Below are 18,579 nucleotides of genomic sequence, written 5' to 3' on the forward strand. Positions count from 1 at the left end.
AATTTCTTTGTCATACGCTCTGACATCCCCCATCCAACAATCTTGCGAGAATATAAATCCATCACCACAGCGAGATAGAGCCAGCCTTCCTCTGTCCAGCAATACGTAATGTCACTGACCCACTTATCATTCGGCTTGCAGGCTACAAAATTCTGCCGCAACAAATTAGGGGCAACTGGTAGTTGATGGTTACTATTGGTTGTTGCTTTAAACTTCCTGGCTGCTTTTGCCCGCCAACCATGTTCCCTCATAATTCGAGCAACCCGCTGTCTACCAATAGATTCTCCCTCACTATTTAATCGTTTAGTAATACGTGGAACACCTGCACGGCCTTTCTCATCATCAAAAATTGCTTTTATCTTCTGCGAGAGAGCATAGTCTTTTTGTTTACGAACAGAAGGCGTGCGGTCAAGCCATGCATAATAGCCACTCACTGAAACGGATAGCATTCGACACATCATCCTTAGCGAAAACCGATTAGATTCTTCCTTTATCATGGCGTACCTCACTTGGACTCCTTGGCGAAGTACGCAGCCGCTTTTTTTAAGAAAGCATTCTCCTCGGCTAGTCTTGCATTTTCCCGTTTTAAACGGGCTAATTCAGCCTGCTGAAGCTTTTGGTTCTCCAATGAACTACCACATTGTTTACGTTGGGCGCGCCAGGAATAGAGCTGCGATTCTGCCAATCCAAGATCTTTGGCAACTTGGGGAACTCCTTCTTGAGCTACTCGTTCCAAGGCCTGATCTTTAAACTGAGCGCTATATTTTTTCCTAGTGGTTTTTTGTTCTTTCTTGTTCATGCTTACACCTCTGATTGAGAGTTTACTCTCTTAGCAGGGTGTCCGACAAATCAGGGCAGGATCAGTAGGCTTAAGCAGAGTTAGAATTGCTGCGTCACTGTATTACAGTGACGCTAGGCAGAATTTTGGAACTTATATTCTAAAATATTATTCATTTTTTCAAAGTGAACTTGTATTTTATCACGGTTTTCAGGAGGCATATCTGGAATAAGTAGATTTTTCCAGGATTGACAACTTCTGTCTGAGCCATTCCACTCTATAATGTATATTGTCAATTTATCGCATTTTCTTGATTTTTCAATACTCCAATTTCTTATTTCATTATTAATATGGGTATCTTCGCCACTGTATCCGAAGAGATATAGTTTATTACTTTCAAATAGGGCTTTTGAAAAAAAATCCAAATAGCTTCCTAAGATAGGACTATTTGAAATAATTTCAGGTTTCAAATCAGTTTTAGCAAGGACAATATGCTCATGTAATTTATGATTATTTTCAGCTGCAATAGGAGTTTCATAAATTTTACATTTTTTTATTTCAGAATCATGTGTATAAAAAATTGGGGATCCATGTAAGTGCAAGTACCAATTAAAAGTTGAGAAAGTCCTTAACATATTTTCATATCTATAGCCAGAATTACAAACTCCATCTACTAAATATCCACTGTAGCCACATAAAATGTTCCTCTCTATGAGGGGTGAATATAGAAGTTTGTCATAGTTTAAAGTAACTAGATGGCATCCTGATTTTATTAGTTCTATAAGATTGTCTACAAACTTCTCTGGGAGAGCTCCGTTATAATTAAAAAAATGAAATGCGGTTTTATATATAAAGTCTCTATATATATTTGGGTATGCTTCTCCTTTTGAATTTAATAATTGAAGATCCTGGAATTCCAGAATTTTTTGACATGAGGTCATAATTTTATGATTTTCTTCGAGCTCCGTCTCAGTACAAGGCATATTATCAGAACCCAAACTTATTAGTTTTTTCTTATCTACATCAAAACTATCCCATGACTCCTGTAGGCCTGCTTGCAGGCAGAAATATTGAGCATCTAAAGCCATTCCAATTCCGTTGCCAACAATTAGAGTGGAGGTCATTTTTCTACTCCCCTATTTGTCTATAAAATTCTTGAAATTTATTTCTATTATCTTGATTAAAACGATCAATCTTATGATATTTTTTCCATAAGCTTTCAATAGCCTTTCTTAGGCTGCTCTGTTTTTGACCAGCTTTAAGGCAGATAGACCATAAATCAATATGCTCTTTCGGGGTTGTGCTAATTTCAAATTTTGATAAGGCTTTTTTGAAAATTTTTCTAGCTTCTTTTTTTAATGTTGCTTGTTTCCTATCAGCTTTGACATGTCTTTTTGCTATTTGTTTATTAATTTCATTGTGGAATTTAAACGAATCTTTTTTGTGTCTTTTGAATTGCTCGAATACCGATTTATATTTCAAAATATATTCTTGCTTGCTCGAATAATTTTCAAATTCTTCAAATACTGCATTTACAGTTTCTTCTATATTTAAAGCTCTTAGGTATTTCGGTTCAATAATAGTGGTGTAGTTGTTGTCAACGAGCATCATCCATATTAGCGGATCATTGTTATTTGGAAGCCAGTAAATAACTGCAATATTCATATAATCATCCATGAATGAAATATTAATTATTATAAAAATAGCATATAAACGTTGATCTTTGTGGTTGGAAGGATTAATTAGACTGGTTATAATCGCCAGAATGTGGCGGTTAGTGGCATCAAGGCTTCATCGAAAAATGAAACTCATTCAGCGTAGGGCATACGAATTTAGGAATTTTGAAAACTATAGGGCTACGTAGTAGAGCTCTGCGGATGATTAAAGCTGCCCCCGTAATTGGGAAAGACCCGGAAAGAGTATAACTTGTCTACATTGTGTCTACATGAAGATTTTGAAATTTTTGTAATCTAACGTAACTCATTGATTTTAATGGTGGCCAGAGGCAGAATCGAACTGCCGACACGAGGATTTTCAGTCCTCTGCTCTACCGACTGAGCTATCTGGCCATCAAGAGGTTGCTATTAAACTCTGAGTTGGGTTTGAAGTCAATAGAATAATTGAGAAATTTATTAAATTAATTAAGCTGTTGAAAAAACAATCATTAAATTGATTTAATTTAATTCTAATTGAGTTTAAATTGATTTTCTAGACGTTTAAATGTTTTAACTGTTGATAATAGCAAGTGGCTATCTGTGCTCCCAGGGAAGCATTGTTTTTGATAAGTTCGATATTCGCGCGCAAGCTTTCGCCAGCAGTCAATTCATTAATGCGTTTTAAAAGAAAGGGGGTGATTGATTTTCCCTGCAGGCCTTTTGCCTCGGCCCTAGCCTGTTGGATAACCGGATTAATTTGAGCTTCTGGAATTTCATCCCCTCTTGGAATGGGATTGGCAACTACAATTCCATTTCTCATTCCCAGCTGATGTTGGTAATACAGTAACTCGGCGATTTCCTGGGGCTTGTCCAGGCGATGAACCAGGGGTAAGCCACTGGAATGGCTATAAAAAGCGGGAAATTCGTTGGTGCGATAACCCACAATAGGTACCCCGTAGCTCTCAAGTTTTTCGAGTGTTTTGGGTAAATCGAGTATTGACTTCGCCCCTGAGCACACGACAGTGACGGGTGTCGTAGATAATTCAATAAGATCCGCAGAAATATCAAAATTTTCGATGACCTGCTGATGGACGCCTCCAATACCCCCAGTAACAAATATCGGCAAGCCTGCCAGATGGGCGCAAAACATGGTTGCCGCCACTGTAGTGCTGGCAGTGAGCTTTCTACTGAGCACAAAGGCAATATCACTGCGGGACGCTTTTATTGTGTGAGGAGATTGGGCAAGCTCTTCCATGAGCGTATCACTGGTTCCAATATGGATTCGTCCACGGTGTAATGCAATGGTTGCGGGGATTGCTCCAAGCGTTCGGATGGTATCCTCAATGATACGAGCTGTTTCCAGATTTTCGGGATAAGGCATCCCATGAGAGATTAATGTTGATTCCAGCACCACGACTGGTTCGTTATTAATAATGGCATCTGCCACTTCCGGATCGATCTGTAACAGCTTGTGAAACATATTATTTATTCTCTTGGAGTATAGCCGGCAGGCCGTTCTGATCCTTCGCCAAATAAAAACTTTTCCATTTCCTGGGTTAAGAATTCCCGGGCTTTGGGATCAATAAGGCTTAAACGGTATTCATTAATTAACATCGTTTGATGGGAGAGCCACATGTTCCAGGCCTGTTTGGAAATATTATTCCGTATTTTTTCTCCTAAGGCGCCGGGAAATGGTTGTTTCTCAAGGCCTTCGGCCTCGTTTTTTAGTTTTAAACAAAATACCTGATAAGTCATAAGCAAATTCCAGATTCCAAATTCTAATTATTGACAGCTATGATTGCTGGCAAGCAGTTTTTGAAAAAAACAAAAGAACTACGCGTCCTTTTGCATAAGCTTTCTTGCCAACAAACCCTGTCAGTGTATCAAATATCAACCTCAATCAGCACGGCATTTTACTTGCGCCAGCATAATATGCTGTGAGAGAAGTTGTTCCTGCTCCGGTAAAAGCGCATCAAACTGCACTGCAGTGCGATACAAATCCTCACTTAAATACTGGCTGTAAACGCAGATGGCATCCACTACAATAGGAACCATTTTCGGTTTAGTATAGATCACCAGTTTGAGAAGTGTTTTTTCTTTAATACGTTCCTTAGTCTTAAAAGCCATACCGCCAAGACTGATATTCACTTTACGCAAGTGAATTTTATCGCCCATGAGTAAATGGCGGGCGAGATAGTCAATTTTAGCGTTTATGAGATTAAGATAATGGGTTAGCGCAGGCTCTTTTAAGGCCAATGCCTGAGTCAGTTCAGCTAATTCATAATCAATTGTCTGGAAATATTGAGTTGTCTCCAGAAAACGTTGGCCGCTTTGACCCAGTAACTCCTCGGTAAGAGACTTGTCAGAGCAAAGGCTTCCCGGTTGAAGGATTTTATAATCAAAATAGACTTGATCATCAATTCTAAAATGTTGTCTTCGTTCATGTACAGGCATAATCACTCCAAATCCATTTAGGTTAAGCACAGACATAATTAAACAGAAACATCAACTCTGGGATCTTCAGGTTTCTCATTTACTGTACCATCGGTTGGTGTTACGATCGTAGTTGGTCCTCTTGCATCACTCAAAAGCTCTCTTTGTACTTGTTGTTCGCCACTCCTTATTTCCACCAGACTAACCGGCATTACTTGTATTTCTTCCTCGTCGTCACTCACATCATCAATTACTAATGAAGGGGCTGGCTGATTTAGCTGTATCAAAACAGCAGCAGACTGATCACTTAATTCCTGGCTTCTTGCAACGGCTTCAAAGTGATTGGTGGCCGCAGCAGCGCGTTGAACGCAGTCAGTCAGGAAACTGGTAAACGCAGGTGAGGTTACTCGATTCTTACTAATCGCCTCTTGCACCACTTTGTTAAACTCAGCGACTCTATCCAGTTTAACCGCTGCGTTGAAAGCAGCAGTCAGGTTAGCCGGCATTTCGAGTGGAGAAATCATTGCCTGCAATTTTTGCTGCATATCAAACTGTAGTTTTTTCATGACATGTGCGCCGAACCCTTTTTTTTCTGTGCCGTTGATAGCGTCCTGAATCTCCTTTTGGGTGGTTTGCATGGCCTTGATTTTTTGAGATGCCGGAATATGGCTGGCCATAATCCGATGATAACTCTCAACACTGGACAATATCGTTTCTTTATTACCCGCTTCGTAGGCAGAGCTCATGGTTCGCAAGTCGCGAAGATCAAGGTAGTGCTTATCATGGGCATAAGCCGATTGTGCCTCAGGATGAAGCATTTTTTCATTCAGGTTGGCCAGATCAGCTCGACTGATAATGAGTTGACGATTCCCTCGTAAATTCAAAGATGCGCCTGCGCCCTGACGTTTTAGATAATCGATCATCTCTGGTGACACGTCTTTACCAAAAGTAAGCATAACTCGACCGCCGTCAATAGCATCAACCGATTTAACCGGATTGGCTTGTCGGTTGGTCCACGGATGTTTATAGGGTCTTCCCTGAGAGGTAAACAACACCGGGTTATGAAGCAGTTTTTCAAGAACAAGACTTTGTCTGAGTTCCACACGGCTGATTTCTGCCGGCTTGTGTTTGGGGAATACACTGTCAATTTTTTTAATACGCTCAATGATTACAGCTCGTAAATCAGTGGCGTCCTTCTTTAGCGTTTTTACTTCTTTTAGTTCTTTCTCTGCAGCATTTCGTTGTGTAGTTGTTAAATCCCTGCGCTGTAATAGCCGATTCAACTGCTGTTCCCGCTGGCCGTGCTGATAGGATACACGATCCGCATACTGAGCAAGTAAAGTTCCCCGTCTGCGTAATTGCTCAAGGCTGTCAAATTTGGCATTAAAGGATGAATCTTCAATCAGCGTGCGATTTCTTCCCTGTCCATGACGAGTATGTTTGACGATGGTTTCAATTGGCTGCATGCTCAACCTGGAGTCCAGACCCAGCTTGTCTTTTCCCATAATCACCTGATCGAACACGAAGAGACTGCGGGCATCGCGCAATGCCTTATTCTGGTTATATCCACCCATCGCATCCGTATCGCTGCACAGATAAAACAGGCCGAGTGAAGGGCCAAAATCGTCAATATATTCATTAGAGTGAAGGCCCGCCCCCACTGGGTTCAATGTAGAGTAATGCTCGTAGGTTTTGCTGGAGGTAAGCGGTGTGAATGTTTTTCCTCGCGCAAAATCTTTCATTAGCCTTATATTATCGAAGGGAACAAACAGTGCAGGTTGGCCATTATGAGTCATTGTTGTTGCCCGGGTAGTATCCAGTCCCAGCATTCTGGATACGTTCAAAGCCATCGCTTCGCGCTGTACTTCGACGATTTCACCATGCTTGGGAAGCTTGATAATCGCCTCGGTACCCAGTTTGAAGTTTCCTCTGGCGGCGGTATAGGTGGCGCGATTGGTTGGATTTCCATCTCGCAGATTCCCTAACTGTTGCCTGACTGTAGCAAGACTGACTAAAGACGCCTTTTCAGTAACTCCTCCGGCGCTTTCAGCGAGTTCGCAATAAGCGGTAGAACCGCCCATCTCGTCTGGTACTGCAATCAGCTTCAGATTATTAATCTTATCCAGATCATTCATCATATCTAAACGCTGTTTATATTTATCATAATCCTCAGTGCCTTTGGTCAGTGTTTTTAAATGCTTCTCCAATAGGCCAATAACTGATTTCACATTTGCATCACTAGCTGCGCTGAACGGGTAGTCTCTGTGAAGGAACTGCTTAATAATGGGTTCCATTTTGGCGCGGGCAGCGGCCTTCAATTGGGTTAATTCCACGCTGTCTGGGCTTGTGACTGTTCTGCGATTATAGTAATCATTCTGTGGCAGGGCGCTTAATTGATCGTCTCTGCGCCAGAACGCGATTCGGCTAAGAAGACCCGGGGCATCGTAGCCTGTGGGTCTTGGAGGGCTTCCCTCAGCAAATTTGACGTTTCTCATCAGGATATCTTTCAGTCGATTCCATTCTCCGGGGTTATTTTCAACCGTATGATAATCAATGACCCCCACTCCATTGGCTTCAATTGATTCAAGCGCGGCATCCAGATCTCCGTATTGGGTCAAGTGCTCAGGTAGAATAACAACTCCTTTGTTGACACTGATCTCTTTCAAGAAGCGGGTCATTATGCGATTTTTTTGTGTAGCGTCCATATAACACGTATTCCCATAAGATTCTTTCTATAACTATAGTCGGTGAAATAAAATACGTGTGCCATAAAGATAAAAAAGTTCTACACTGTATACAAATAGTTACAAATGCGAGCAGTCATGCCAATCGACAAAAAAAGGATTTTAAAGCAGTTAAATTTACCGGAAGTTCCTGTCAATGAGATTATTTCTGAGTTATCTAATTGTACGTTTTATGAGCTTTCCCTTTTTTACGTTAATGACAGGACTCCCAGAGCAGTGCTTGATGGACGGGCATTTGAAAGCCTTTGGCAGCTGCATCGCGAGAAATTGAGTTTGTGGGATATTCCTGAATTCAAGCTGCAAAAGCAGACTGATTTTTCAGACCGCGAACTGGTTCTCGGGTTAGGGCTTTACTATTCGGCAGTAAGTTTGAAGGCACAAAATCAGGAAAAAGCCTTTCTTAAATATTTAAATCTGGCAATGAGCTACGGTTCCTGTCAGGCATTTCAAACAGCGGTTAATGATTTAGAGATTGAAGCCCATCAGGTTAGCCGCTCTGAGGTGCAAAACACCACGGTGAAATTAAGCGAAATATTAAAGACCTGGAGTTCGATGCTGATGAAACATCGAACCCCCGGTCTTTTGTTGCTGGCGAACACTAATCTATTTTTAGCCAGGGAGCTGAAGGGGGCATGCAATAGCGACATGATCATTGCGGCTTATCAACTCACCTGGCAATATCTACGAATGGCTGAGTTATGTGAGGAAGATTCTCAGGCGGCGATTAACAATGTGTATTTCGGAAAAGGTCTGGCTTTATCTAATCCCTTTAATCTTTCCGATATCAGTACTATGAAAAATGAACTTGGAGTCGAGGTGAAGGCGCTTCTTACTCCAAGCCAGGTGACCTATGCCGAAAATGAGGCTTTAAATCTTTACAATAAGCAACTTAAGATTGTGCGATTAAAAGCGCCTCCATTCAGTTTGGGCGGCTCCAGTGACCATGCGAAAGCACTCAAGGAATCACTCCAGAACCAGATTTCCAGTCCAAGAAGAGGCTGAGTCTATCTTAGGAGGCAAATTTTCACTACAATGTTCTTTTAATAAAGAAAAAATGCCTATGTTCAAACCGCTCCCGCTTTATATTGGTTTACGCTATACACGTGCCAGGAAAAAAAATCATTTCGTCTCATTTATATCCCTGAGCTCCATGTTGGGGATTGGCTTGGGCGTTATGGTTTTAATTACGGTACTTTCGGTGATGAATGGCTTTGATGTCGAGATTCACCGGCGTTTTTTTGGTATGGCCCCTGAAATTACTGTGACTGGCCGCGATGGAAAGATTAGTGACTGGCCTGCTCTTGAAAAAAAATTAAGCAATGTTCCTGGTATTAAAGCCATTGTGCCTTTTGTGGGCGGTCAGGGATTGTTGACTAATGAGGGGCAGGTATTACCTATTATATTGACCGGAGTTGATCCAGAGCTTGAAGAAAAAGTGAGCCACATCAAGGAAAAGATGTTAATTGGCGATCTCCGTAATCTGAAAAATTTCGGTATTATTCTTGGACGAGGTCTGGCGGACAATCTGGGAGTGATGATTGGTGACAAAGTCACTATCATGATACCTCAGGCTACGGTTACTCCTGCGGGGATGATCCCGCGTTTTAAGCGATTTACCGTCGAGGGGGTATTTTCAGCTGGAAATGGCTTTAATTTTGATACGAAACTGGCCTTTATCAACCTGAATGATGCACAAAAACTGATGCAACTTGGCAATGATGTAACCGGGCTTAAACTGAAGATCAATAATATTTATAATGCGCCCAAACTTTCCGAAACTATTGCGGAGAAACTGGGGGATGAATATCAGGTAGGTAATTGGACAGATCAGTTTGGAGCTTTTTTTGACGCAGTCAAAATGGAAAAAACGATGATGTTCCTCATCCTTTTACTAATCATTGGTGTGGCTGCATTCAATCTGGTCTCTTCGCTGGTAATGGTGGTCAATGACAAGCAATCAGAAATTGCCATATTGAGAACTATTGGCGCGACCCCAAGTGTTATCTTATGGACATTCATTGTTCAGGGAATGTTGGTGGGGGTCATTGGAACCCTGATAGGGCTTGTGGGCGGTATTATTTTAGCCAGTAACGCCACGGCGATAGTCAATTGGCTGCAAGCCTTTTTTGATACAAGGATTCTATCTTCAAGCATTTACTTCGTAGATTATCTGCCTTCAAAAATTATGATCAGCGATTTAGTTAAAATTTGCGCCGCAGCGTTGACAATGAGTTTTCTGGCTACGATCTATCCAGCCTGGCGGGCATCAAAAACCGTGATTGCGGAGGCGCTTCATTATGAGTAAGATTAATTTATCCTGCAGTAATCTAAGCAAATCCTATCATGATGGAACGGCCACAGTTGACGTATTGAAAGGGGTTAATCTGTCAGTAAATCAGGGTGAAAGTCTGGCGATTATTGGCCCCTCCGGCTCGGGAAAAAGCACCTTGCTGCATTTGCTGGGGGGATTGGACAAGCCCAGTGGTGGAGAGGTGTCAATTGACAACAAAAACTGGCAAAGCCTTTCGGAAAAGCAGCGCTGTCATTTGCGTAACCAGCATCTGGGTTTTGTTTATCAATTCCATCATCTTCTACCCGAGTTCACTGCACTTGAAAATGTCGCAATGACCTTGTTGCTCGGCGATAAATCCGTGCAAGAGGCGGAATCTGAAGCCTATTCAATGCTTGAAAAAGTAGGTTTGAAGAATAGAGTCACTCATAAGCCCTCTCAACTTTCGGGCGGAGAGCGGCAGCGTGTTGCGATAGCCAGGGCATTAGTGCACAAACCTCATTTTGTATTAGCGGATGAGCCTACAGGGAATCTGGATCAGGGAACCGCTCAGCGCGTGTTTGAACTTATGCTGGAACTGAATCAGTCACTTAATACGGCGCTGGTTATTGTCACCCATGATCAGCAGCTAGCTTCCAGAATGAGTAAGGTAAACACAATTCAGGATGGGGTTTTAGCTTAGGATTATCAATCGTGCTTAAGTGATTTCCCAACCATTAAGTTAAGTAATTTTTGCAGGTTGGGCCCTTGGCCCATAGCCGTCAGGCTAAGAAGTAATGTTATCCCCTCTCCACCGCGCGCAGCGTGGGGGAGAGGGTAGGGTGAGGGGGTTAAAAAATTTATCACGTTAGTGATTCCATTTTGTTTGTGGCAATAAACCATAATTACAGAAATATGATTAATGAATCGCTACGCGACCTTGTTTATAGCCCCCTCTCCCTAACCCTCTCCCCCGCTGCGCGCGGTGGAGAGGGGATCAGATATTCTTAGCCTGACGGCTATGGGTCAAAGGCCAAACCTACAAAAATTTAGTAATTCGCGTTACCTGGTGTACGCGGGAAGGGGATTACGTCTCTTACGTTGCCAACACCGGTCACGTAGCTTATTAACCGCTCGAATCCTAACCCATAACCGGCATGAGGTACGGTGCCATAGCGGCGCAAGTCGCGATACCAGTTATAATCCTGTTTGCTGAGTTTGCACTCATCCATACGTTGATCCAGGACATCCAGGCGTTCTTCGCGCTGGCTACCGCCAATAATTTCGCCGATACCTGGTGCAAGAACGTCCATTGCGGCAACCGTGCGGCCATCCTCATTAAGGCGCATATAAAATCCTTTAATTTCTTTGGGATAATCAGTGATAATCACCGGTTTTTTACAAAGCTCTTCCGCAATATAACGCTCATGCTCTGATTGTAAATCCAATCCCCAGGAAACTGGGTAGTCAAAGGTTTTGTCAGCTTTTTGTAAGGCGCTGATGGCGTCGGTATAAGACATTACTTCAAATTCAGATTCAATGATATTTTCCAGGCGTTCAATGCAGCCAGGCGCTACAAATTGATTGAAGAATGCCATATCATCTGAACGTTCATCGAGAACCACCTTACACAAATAGCGCAGCATTTCCTGGCTTAATCTGGCAATGTCGCTTAAATCGGCAAAGGCGATTTCAGGCTCAACCATCCAGAACTCTGCCAGGTGTCTGCTGGTGTTTGAGTTTTCAGCTCGGAAAGTGGGCCCAAAGGTGTACACTTTCGATAACGCCAGGCAATAAGCTTCCACGTTGAGCTGTCCGGATACGGTCAGAAATGCTTCTCGTCCGAAAAAGTCTTTGGAAAAATCAATCTTGCCGTTTGCACTGTGCGGTAAATTCATCAAATCAAGCGTGCTGACCCTGAACATTTCCCCGGCACCTTCACAATCACTTGCTGTGATTATTGGAGTATGAACCCAGAAATAGCCACGCTCATGAAAAAATCGATGAATTGCCTGGGCAAGGCAATGCCGAATACGGGTTACTGCGCTGATAGTATTGGTACGGGGGCGAAGATGTGCAACATCGCGCAGAAATTCCAGGGTGTGCCGTTTGGCCTGAATAGGATAACTTTCAGGATTTTCTACCCATCCAACGACTTCAAGGTGCTCAACCTGAATTTCAAAAGATTGTCCCTTGCCTTGGGAGGTCACCAGTTTCCCTTTTGCTATAAGGGCGCAACCGGCAGTTAATTTCAGGACTTCACTTTGATAATTAGACAATTGCTCGGAAGCGACCAGCTGAATGGGTGCAAAACAGGAGCCATCATGGAGGCTGACAAAAGAGACTCCAGCTTTTGAATCCCTTCGCGTTTTAACCCAGCCTCGAACGCAAACGGTTTCGTCCACACTAATTTCACCTTCAAGGCATTGTTTTATCGTATAAACCTCTGTCATGATGTACTCCAAAAACAAATGATAGCCATATATGAATTACAGTATCGTAATTGGTTTGTGGCAAAAACAGAATAATATACCAAATATAACAGATGGGGGAATCCATGTTGCGCTTCGTAATGACGATTTTTATGCTCATGAATGCAATTAATGCCCTTGCAATGGATACTGAACTTGAGTTTTATCACCCGTTTGAAGGCGTTGAAGGCTTACCGGTGACCTCCATTGCATCAAGTTACACAGGTGAATGTGTCCAGCAGTCGCAACGTATTAAGCGCGAGGATGCCTGGCGTTGTGTGGCAGGCGGCCAAACCTATGATCCCTGCTTTATTAAACCCTATGGCAAAAAAACGCAGGCATTCTGTCCGGAGAGTCCCTGGAGTACACAATCGGTTGAAATTAAATTAAGGCATGCCACAATGGATATAGCGCAGGCAAATCTTGATCTTTCGCGGACCTATCCCTGGGTGGTTGAGCTGTCGACTGGTGAAAAATGCAAAGCGGTCGATGAGGGAGAGATGTTTGATGGGTTGCCCATTCATTACCGCTGTGAGAATCAAAGTATTCTGATGGGGCATTTACAACGCTGTAAAGCGGAATGGAGCATGTTAAAGCGTGAGCCTAACGGACAGGTAGATACCGTTTTGATTAGTAAAGCCTGGTTTTAATTGCAGCCCTGACTGGCTTGGCACAGCGAGGGGTTTTCCTTCAATTTAAGTTATTTTTCAACGGCTCGCTAATCTATACTACACTTAGTAATAATAGGCTAAGGGAGCTAACCATGATTACTGTACCATTTCACACTTTGCTAATCGAACAGATTTTAGGGCTTTATCTGGTAATTGTTTCACTAATTATGATTGCCAGGGGAGCGTATTATCAGGATTTGATCAAACGGGTTGGAACGAATAGCGGATGGATACTGGTTGGGGCATCATTTTCGCTGATTTTCGGATTAATAATGTTAGTAATTCATAATATCTGGGAGTGGGATTATGAAATCCTGGTTACCCTGATTGCATGGCTAATCGTTATTAAATCTATCCTTTGGTTGGCGTTTCCAGAGAATATGCTGGGCATTGCACAAAGAGTCTATTCCGGTAGTTCATACTATTTGATTATGGTTCTGGTGGGCCTTTTAGGTGTCTTCATGCTTGCTCACGGGTTTCAGGCATTCAATGGTAATTTCCATGTGATGAACTGGTAACACAGGAAAAAGTTCATAGAACCATCTTAATAGACCCTCTGCGAAAGCAGAGGGTTTTTTCATTAGCAGTCTGTTAGGGGGCTGCATTTTTAAATGCAGGCAAGCTAAGACAATAGGCTTCTATTTCGTTGATTAGCGGATACTCATCCATCGCAAAACCAAAGCGTCTGGCGTTGAAAACCTGCGGTATGAGACAAATATCGGCAAGACTGACTTCATTGCCATAGCAAAGCTGATGTTTATGAGGTATAGTCGATAAACGCCTTTCAAAGGCATCAAAACCCTCCTTCAGCCAGTGATGGTACCAATCGTTAATCTCCTCATCAGAGGCTTTAAACTGACTGCGAAGCTGGTTCAACACACGCAGATTATTCAGAGGGTGCATATCGCAGGCTACTAGCAAAGCCAGGCTTCTCACTTGAGCCCGGCCGAAAGGTGTGGCCGGCAGAAGGGGAGGACTGGGAGATATTTCATCCAGATATTCAATAATCGCTAATGACTGGGTTACAATATGACCGTGTTCATCCAAGGTAGGAACCAGACCTTGTGGATTGAGGTTCAAATAGTCCGGATGGTGTTGTTCGCCTCCGTTATTAACCAGATGAACAGCTATTTTTTCATAGCTTATGTTCTTTATATTTAAAGCGATCCGCACTCGATAACTCGCTGTGGAGCGATAGTAATCATAAAGTTTCACTATTCACCTTTTCCAGTATACGGTTTGACAATCTGGTCAATCGCGCCAAAAACTGACTGTTTATTCTCATCAAGCATGTCAATATGGATTCGATCTCCAAACTGCATAAATGGGGTCCTGGGTTTTCCCTGTTCCAGAATCTCAAGCATGCGTCGTTCTGCGATACAGGAAGAACCTTTTGTTCTATCGGTATTCGAGACAGTTCCTGACCCAATAATGGTCCCTGCTGCGAGATTTCTTGTTTTAGCGGCATGAGCAATGAGTTGTGGAAAAGAGAAGGTCATATCCACGCCTGCATTGGGCTGCCCAAAAAGGGTTCCATTTAAGTGACTTATCAGCGGGAGATGCAGGCGATTACCATCCCAGTGCTTGCCTAATTCACCAGGAGTTACTGCAAAAGGTGAAAAACTGCTAGCAGGTTTGGATTGAAAAAAGCCGAAACTTTTGGCGAGCTCATCAGGTATTAAATTTCTTAAAGAAACATCATTAACCAGCATAAGTAATTTAATGTGCCTTGCAGCCTCCTCCGGCGTAACACCCATCGGAACATCATCGGTAATTACGGCAACCTCAGCCTCAAAATCAATGCCATAGGCTTCGTCACGGACAAGAATAGGATCTCGAGGTCCAAGAAATGCATCCGATCCTCCCTGATACATTAGCGGATCGGTCCAGAAATTAGCAGGAAGTTCAGCGCCGCGCGCTTTTCTAACCAGCTCTACGTGGTTCACATAAGCGCTGCCGTCAGCCCACTGAAAAGCACGGGGCAGGGGGGAGTTCATTTCCTGAGTATCGACAGGGAAGGCCTCGCTCAGCTTGTCTTCATTGAGAAGCTGATAGACTGCTCCAAGCGGTTTTTCTACTTCAGACCATCGCTCCAGGGCATTTTGCAATGTTTGTGCAATATTACTTACGCGGACAGCTTTGGTTCCTGATTGATTAACCATGCAGAGAACACCGTCTCTGGATTCTGATTTGAGGCTGGCTAACTTCATAAAGCGTTCCTTTTATCGAGTGTTAAATGGGATTTAAGTGAAAGTCCTGTATTCTTGCTGGGTTTTTGGATCCCGCGAACAAGTCGGCATTGTTGCGTAAATAGAACCAAGCCTCTCGTCATTGCGAACAAAGTGAAGCAATCCAGCGAAACTTGAACAAGCAAGGAACTGGATTGCTTCGCTAACGCTCGCAAAGACAGTTTTTGTGCACCTATCTTCATCTACGCAACAACGCCGAACGAGTCGCGGGATGTAGGGACACGCGGGATTCAGGAAAATGAGCCATATGATTAAGAGGCTGACAAAGTTCCTCGGCGTATCTGATCGCGTTCAATCGCTTCAAATAAGGCCTGAAAGTTTCCTTCTCCGAAACCTTGATTGCCTTTACGCTGAATGATTTCGAAAAAGACAGGACCAAAAACATTCTCGGTAAATATCTGCAGCAACAGGCCGCCGCACTCTTCCCTTTCACCATCGATCAGAATTTTCTGTTCTTTTAATTTAGCAATAGGTTCCCGATGCCAGGGAATTCTTGAGTCAATCATTTCATAATAGGTGTCAGGAACATCTAAAAACTTGACTGTATTTTGTCGTAATGCCTGTACTGTGTGGCAAATGTCATTGGAGTTTAAAGCAATGTGCTGGATGCCTTCGCCGCGGTATTCATGCAAAAACTCTTCAATCTGTGATTGGTCATCTTTTGATTCATTCAGAGGAATTTTGATTTTTCCGCAAGGACTACCCAGCGCCCGGCTGATTAAACCAGTCATTTTACCTTTGATATTGAAAAAACGAATCTGTGAAAAATTGAAAATTTCCGCATAGAATTGCGCCCATTTATCCATGTTACCGCGATACACATTATGAGTCAGGTGATCGATAAATGTCAGGCCGGTGCCATCCACATTATCGACTTTATTGATATTCCAGTGATCAGTAAACGGTTTGTGGTTGTCGTCTACAAAATAAATGACGCTGCCACCAATAGCCTGAATGCCTAATAAGCCGTGATCTGCATGTTTGCAGTCCTGGAAAGCAGTGGCTCCATGCTGCAGCGCATAAGCATAGGCTTGTTTGGCATCCTTGACGCGAAATCCCATAGCACATGCACCTGCGCCATGTGTTTTGGCATGCTCCTCGGCCTGGGTGTTTTTTGCGGCATTCACGATAAATTGAATCTGGCCCTGCTGATAAAGGACAATATCCTCGGTTTTATGAGTTGCAATTGCAGTGAATCCCATTTCTTCAAATTGCTTGTATAATAACTCGGGATTTTCTGCGGAAAACTCCAGGAACGCGAAACCATCCAAACCGCAGGGATTGTGATCTAAATGCTTGTGATGCATAGTAACTCCTTGTTAAATTGGCTGCGCAATACGATAAATCTACATTTTATGACTATTCCGGTTTGAGTTTAATCAGGAACAAGCCATCGGCAATGGCCAGCAAGCTGGTATCCACTCGCTCGTCATTTTTTAGTAATTCATTAAGACGTCTTATTTCCCGGGTCTGTCCACCGGTTTCAGACTGATCAATGACTTTGCCATCCCAAAAGATATTGTCTATAGCAATAACACCATTTGGTTGTATAAGTTTTAAAGCAAGTTCGTAATAGTTGATATAATTCGTTTTATCCGCATCAATGAAAATAAAGTCAAATTGACGCTGGCCTTCACTAAGCAGCTCCTGCAATGTATCTACTGCAGGGCCCAGGCGTAATTGAATTTTATGAGCCTGACCAGATACTTCCCAGAAGGGATGTGCCTTTGAAGTCCACTCTTTGCTGATATCACAGGTGATTAACCGGCCATCGTCAGGAAGAGCCAAAGCCATTGCTAAAGCACTATAACCTGTGAAGGTACCGATTTCCAGTACCCTCCTGGCTCCGAGCATTTTCAGTAAAAACTGCATAAACTGCGCTTGCTCCGGTGCCACCTGCATGGCGGCCAGCATCATCGTCGACGTTTCTTCCCGTAATGCTTTAAGCGCCGGATGTTCGCGCAGCGAAATTGACAACATGTAGTCATACAATTCCGGCGTGAGTTGTAATTGTTTCATTAATTATCCCTGGCACAAACTCTGCAAAAAGGACATTATGCCAATTTTTCCTGAGCGATGGTATCGGCAATCACGCTGGTTGGCTGGTTTTCTCTTTGTGAGCGAGAGAAAATTTCCAGCAAGTGAGTGCGGATGCTGTCGATTTGCTGATTCACTAAATCTTCCGGTGTATGTAAGTATTTGCTCGCTGCAAAGATAAGCCCCCCGGCATTAATCACATAATCGGCTGCGTAAAGGATGCCTTTTTCATGCAGTAATTGACCATGATAACTATGCGCAAGCTGGTTGTTGGCGGCACCGGCAATGATTGTCGTCTGGAGTTGCCCAATACTCATATCATTAATAATCGCACCAAGAGCACAGGGAGCAAAGACATCACAAGGAAGTTTGTGAATGACATCAGTAGAAACGGCAGTAGCGCCAAATTCTTTTACCGCACGTTCGACCACTTCCGGATTGACATCAGAGACACTAAGGATTGCGCCTTGCTCATGCAAATGACGGGCAAGTAAAAATCCAACATGCCCCAGGCCCTGGATAGCAACATGTAAGCCAGAAAGACTACTTTTGCCTAATTTGAATTCAACAGCGGCCTGAATCCCTCTAAGCACTCCTTTCGCAGTCGATGGAGAGGGATCGCCATTGTGGCTTGATAAACTGGCGACATAGGGTGTATGTTGAGCGATGATATCCATATCCCGTAATTCGGTTCCGCTATCGAGTGCAGTAATGTATCTGCCGCCCAGATCATTTACAAATTCGCCAAAGGCGTGAAGATAGGCCTCGCGATCATAATTTCCGGCAGGTTTAATAATAACCGCTTTACCGCCTCCGAGTGGTAAATTAACCGAGGCGGCTTTATAGCTCATGCCTCGAGCGAGACGCATGGCGTCATAGATGGCGCTTTGTGTGTTCGGATATTCGATAAATCGGCAGCCGCCTAAAGCAGGGCCTAATTTTGTATTGTGAATGGCAACCATTGCTTTCATGCCGGTTGCAGAGTCTACTTTGAAATGAACTTCTCCAAAGCCGTGTCCTAGAGCATATTCCAGAAAATCGTCATGAATAGGGGAGACAGCATCATTTTTTCTTATTGTTTCTACAGACATCATCAAAGGGCTCCAAGAAAATTCATGTGCACATGTTATAGACCCATTCGGGAACTAAATCAATGAAAACTATGAATCAGTTACTATGTTGCCCCTTACTTGAACACATTTGGGGGAGGGCTTAAGACACGGAAACAAATTTCATTCACTTAATTAAGAGACTTGTTATACACTAGGACAA

At 43.1% G+C, this 18,579-nt stretch carries 19 protein-coding genes and 1 tRNA gene; 5 read left to right on the plus strand and 15 right to left on the minus strand.

The window, feature by feature from the left end; genetic code table 11:
* The 9 genes from LXA66_RS00005 to LXA66_RS00050 all read right to left on the minus strand — a co-directional run.
* A partial coding sequence (locus tag LXA66_RS00005; RefSeq protein ID WP_233011401.1) for an IS3 family transposase occupies positions 1-497 on the minus strand: 497 nt, incomplete at its 3' end.
* 8 nt (positions 498-505) lie between these two features.
* Positions 506-799: a transposase gene (locus LXA66_RS00010; protein ID WP_233011402.1), complete on the minus strand. Its 294-nt coding sequence runs from the start codon at positions 797-799 to the stop codon at positions 506-508.
* A 113-nt stretch (positions 800-912) separates the two neighbouring features.
* Positions 913-1,902, minus strand: coding sequence for an SIR2 family protein (locus LXA66_RS00015; RefSeq protein WP_233011403.1), 990 nt, complete (start codon positions 1,900-1,902; stop codon positions 913-915).
* Between the two features lie 4 nt (positions 1,903-1,906).
* Complete coding sequence (locus LXA66_RS00020; RefSeq protein ID WP_233011404.1) at positions 1,907-2,443, minus strand: hypothetical protein; 537 nt, start codon at positions 2,441-2,443, stop codon at positions 1,907-1,909.
* A 328-nt stretch (positions 2,444-2,771) separates the two neighbouring features.
* A tRNA-Phe gene (locus tag LXA66_RS00030) sits at positions 2,772-2,847 on the minus strand.
* A 139-nt stretch (positions 2,848-2,986) separates the two neighbouring features.
* Positions 2,987-3,913 (minus strand): pseudouridine-5'-phosphate glycosidase, encoded by a 927-nt coding sequence (locus LXA66_RS00035; protein ID WP_233011405.1) that lies wholly within the window; start codon positions 3,911-3,913, stop codon positions 2,987-2,989.
* A gap of 5 nt (positions 3,914-3,918) precedes the next feature.
* Positions 3,919-4,188 carry an oxidative damage protection protein gene (locus LXA66_RS00040; protein ID WP_112219918.1) on the minus strand — a complete coding sequence of 90 codons (270 nt, stop codon included), beginning with the start codon at positions 4,186-4,188 and terminating at the stop codon, positions 3,919-3,921.
* A 141-nt stretch (positions 4,189-4,329) separates the two neighbouring features.
* Positions 4,330-4,887 carry a PilZ domain-containing protein gene (locus LXA66_RS00045; protein WP_112219919.1) on the minus strand — a complete coding sequence of 186 codons (558 nt, stop codon included), beginning with the start codon at positions 4,885-4,887 and terminating at the stop codon, positions 4,330-4,332.
* 38 nt (positions 4,888-4,925) lie between these two features.
* Positions 4,926-7,571, minus strand: coding sequence for a hypothetical protein (locus LXA66_RS00050; RefSeq protein WP_233011406.1), 2,646 nt, complete (start codon positions 7,569-7,571; stop codon positions 4,926-4,928).
* 117 nt (positions 7,572-7,688) lie between these two features.
* Here LXA66_RS00050 and LXA66_RS00055 point away from each other — a divergent pair, with 117 nt between their 5' ends.
* From LXA66_RS00055 to lolD, 3 genes are read left to right on the plus strand one after another with little or no spacing between them, the layout of a single operon-like run.
* Positions 7,689-8,612 carry a DUF5630 domain-containing protein gene (locus tag LXA66_RS00055; RefSeq protein WP_233011407.1) on the plus strand — a complete coding sequence of 308 codons (924 nt, stop codon included), beginning with the start codon at positions 7,689-7,691 and terminating at the stop codon, positions 8,610-8,612.
* 58 nt (positions 8,613-8,670) lie between these two features.
* A complete protein-coding gene (locus LXA66_RS00060) occupies positions 8,671-9,915 on the plus strand; it encodes a lipoprotein-releasing ABC transporter permease subunit (protein WP_233011408.1) in 1,245 nt (414 codons plus the stop codon).
* Positions 9,908-10,582, plus strand: a complete 675-nt coding sequence (lolD, locus tag LXA66_RS00065; protein ID WP_112219923.1) for a lipoprotein-releasing ABC transporter ATP-binding protein LolD — start codon at positions 9,908-9,910, stop codon at positions 10,580-10,582. Before LXA66_RS00060 ends, lolD begins: the two co-directional genes overlap by 8 nt.
* 346 nt (positions 10,583-10,928) lie before the next feature.
* Here lolD and asnS read toward each other — a convergent pair whose 3' ends face one another.
* Entirely contained in the window at positions 10,929-12,332 is a 1,404-nt protein-coding gene (asnS, locus tag LXA66_RS00070; RefSeq protein WP_233011409.1) for an asparagine--tRNA ligase, read from the minus strand.
* 104 nt (positions 12,333-12,436) lie between these two features.
* Between asnS and LXA66_RS00075 the strand changes: the two genes are divergently transcribed.
* Positions 12,437-13,000, plus strand: a complete 564-nt coding sequence (locus tag LXA66_RS00075) for a hypothetical protein (RefSeq protein WP_233011410.1) — start codon at positions 12,437-12,439, stop codon at positions 12,998-13,000.
* Between the two features lie 113 nt (positions 13,001-13,113).
* Positions 13,114-13,539: a hypothetical protein gene (locus tag LXA66_RS00080; protein WP_058508651.1), complete on the plus strand. Its 426-nt coding sequence runs from the start codon at positions 13,114-13,116 to the stop codon at positions 13,537-13,539.
* A 73-nt stretch (positions 13,540-13,612) separates the two neighbouring features.
* Here the strand turns inward: LXA66_RS00080 and maiA are convergent, their stop codons facing one another.
* From maiA to LXA66_RS00105, 5 genes are all read right to left on the minus strand, one after another.
* Positions 13,613-14,236 (minus strand): maleylacetoacetate isomerase, encoded by a 624-nt coding sequence (maiA, locus tag LXA66_RS00085; RefSeq protein WP_233011411.1) that lies wholly within the window; start codon positions 14,234-14,236, stop codon positions 13,613-13,615.
* The gene (locus LXA66_RS00090) at positions 14,236-15,231 is read right to left on the minus strand and encodes a fumarylacetoacetate hydrolase family protein (protein ID WP_233011412.1); all 996 of its coding nucleotides are present in this window, start codon (positions 15,229-15,231) and stop codon (positions 14,236-14,238) included. Before LXA66_RS00090 ends, maiA begins: the two co-directional genes overlap by 1 nt.
* A gap of 290 nt (positions 15,232-15,521) precedes the next feature.
* Positions 15,522-16,577, minus strand: coding sequence for a 4-hydroxyphenylpyruvate dioxygenase (hppD, locus tag LXA66_RS00095; RefSeq protein ID WP_133138560.1), 1,056 nt, complete (start codon positions 16,575-16,577; stop codon positions 15,522-15,524).
* Between the two features lie 52 nt (positions 16,578-16,629).
* Entirely contained in the window at positions 16,630-17,289 is a 660-nt protein-coding gene (locus tag LXA66_RS00100) for an O-methyltransferase (protein WP_233011413.1), read from the minus strand.
* Positions 17,290-17,324: 35 nt separating this feature from the next.
* The gene (locus LXA66_RS00105) at positions 17,325-18,401 is read right to left on the minus strand and encodes an amino acid dehydrogenase (RefSeq protein ID WP_058508656.1); all 1,077 of its coding nucleotides are present in this window, start codon (positions 18,399-18,401) and stop codon (positions 17,325-17,327) included.
* Between the last annotated feature and the right edge of the window lie 178 nt (positions 18,402-18,579).

Origin of the sequence: Legionella sp. 16cNR16C, assembly GCF_021297775.1 — a bacterium.
GTDB lineage: Bacteria > Pseudomonadota > Gammaproteobacteria > Legionellales > Legionellaceae > Legionella_C > Legionella_C quinlivanii_A.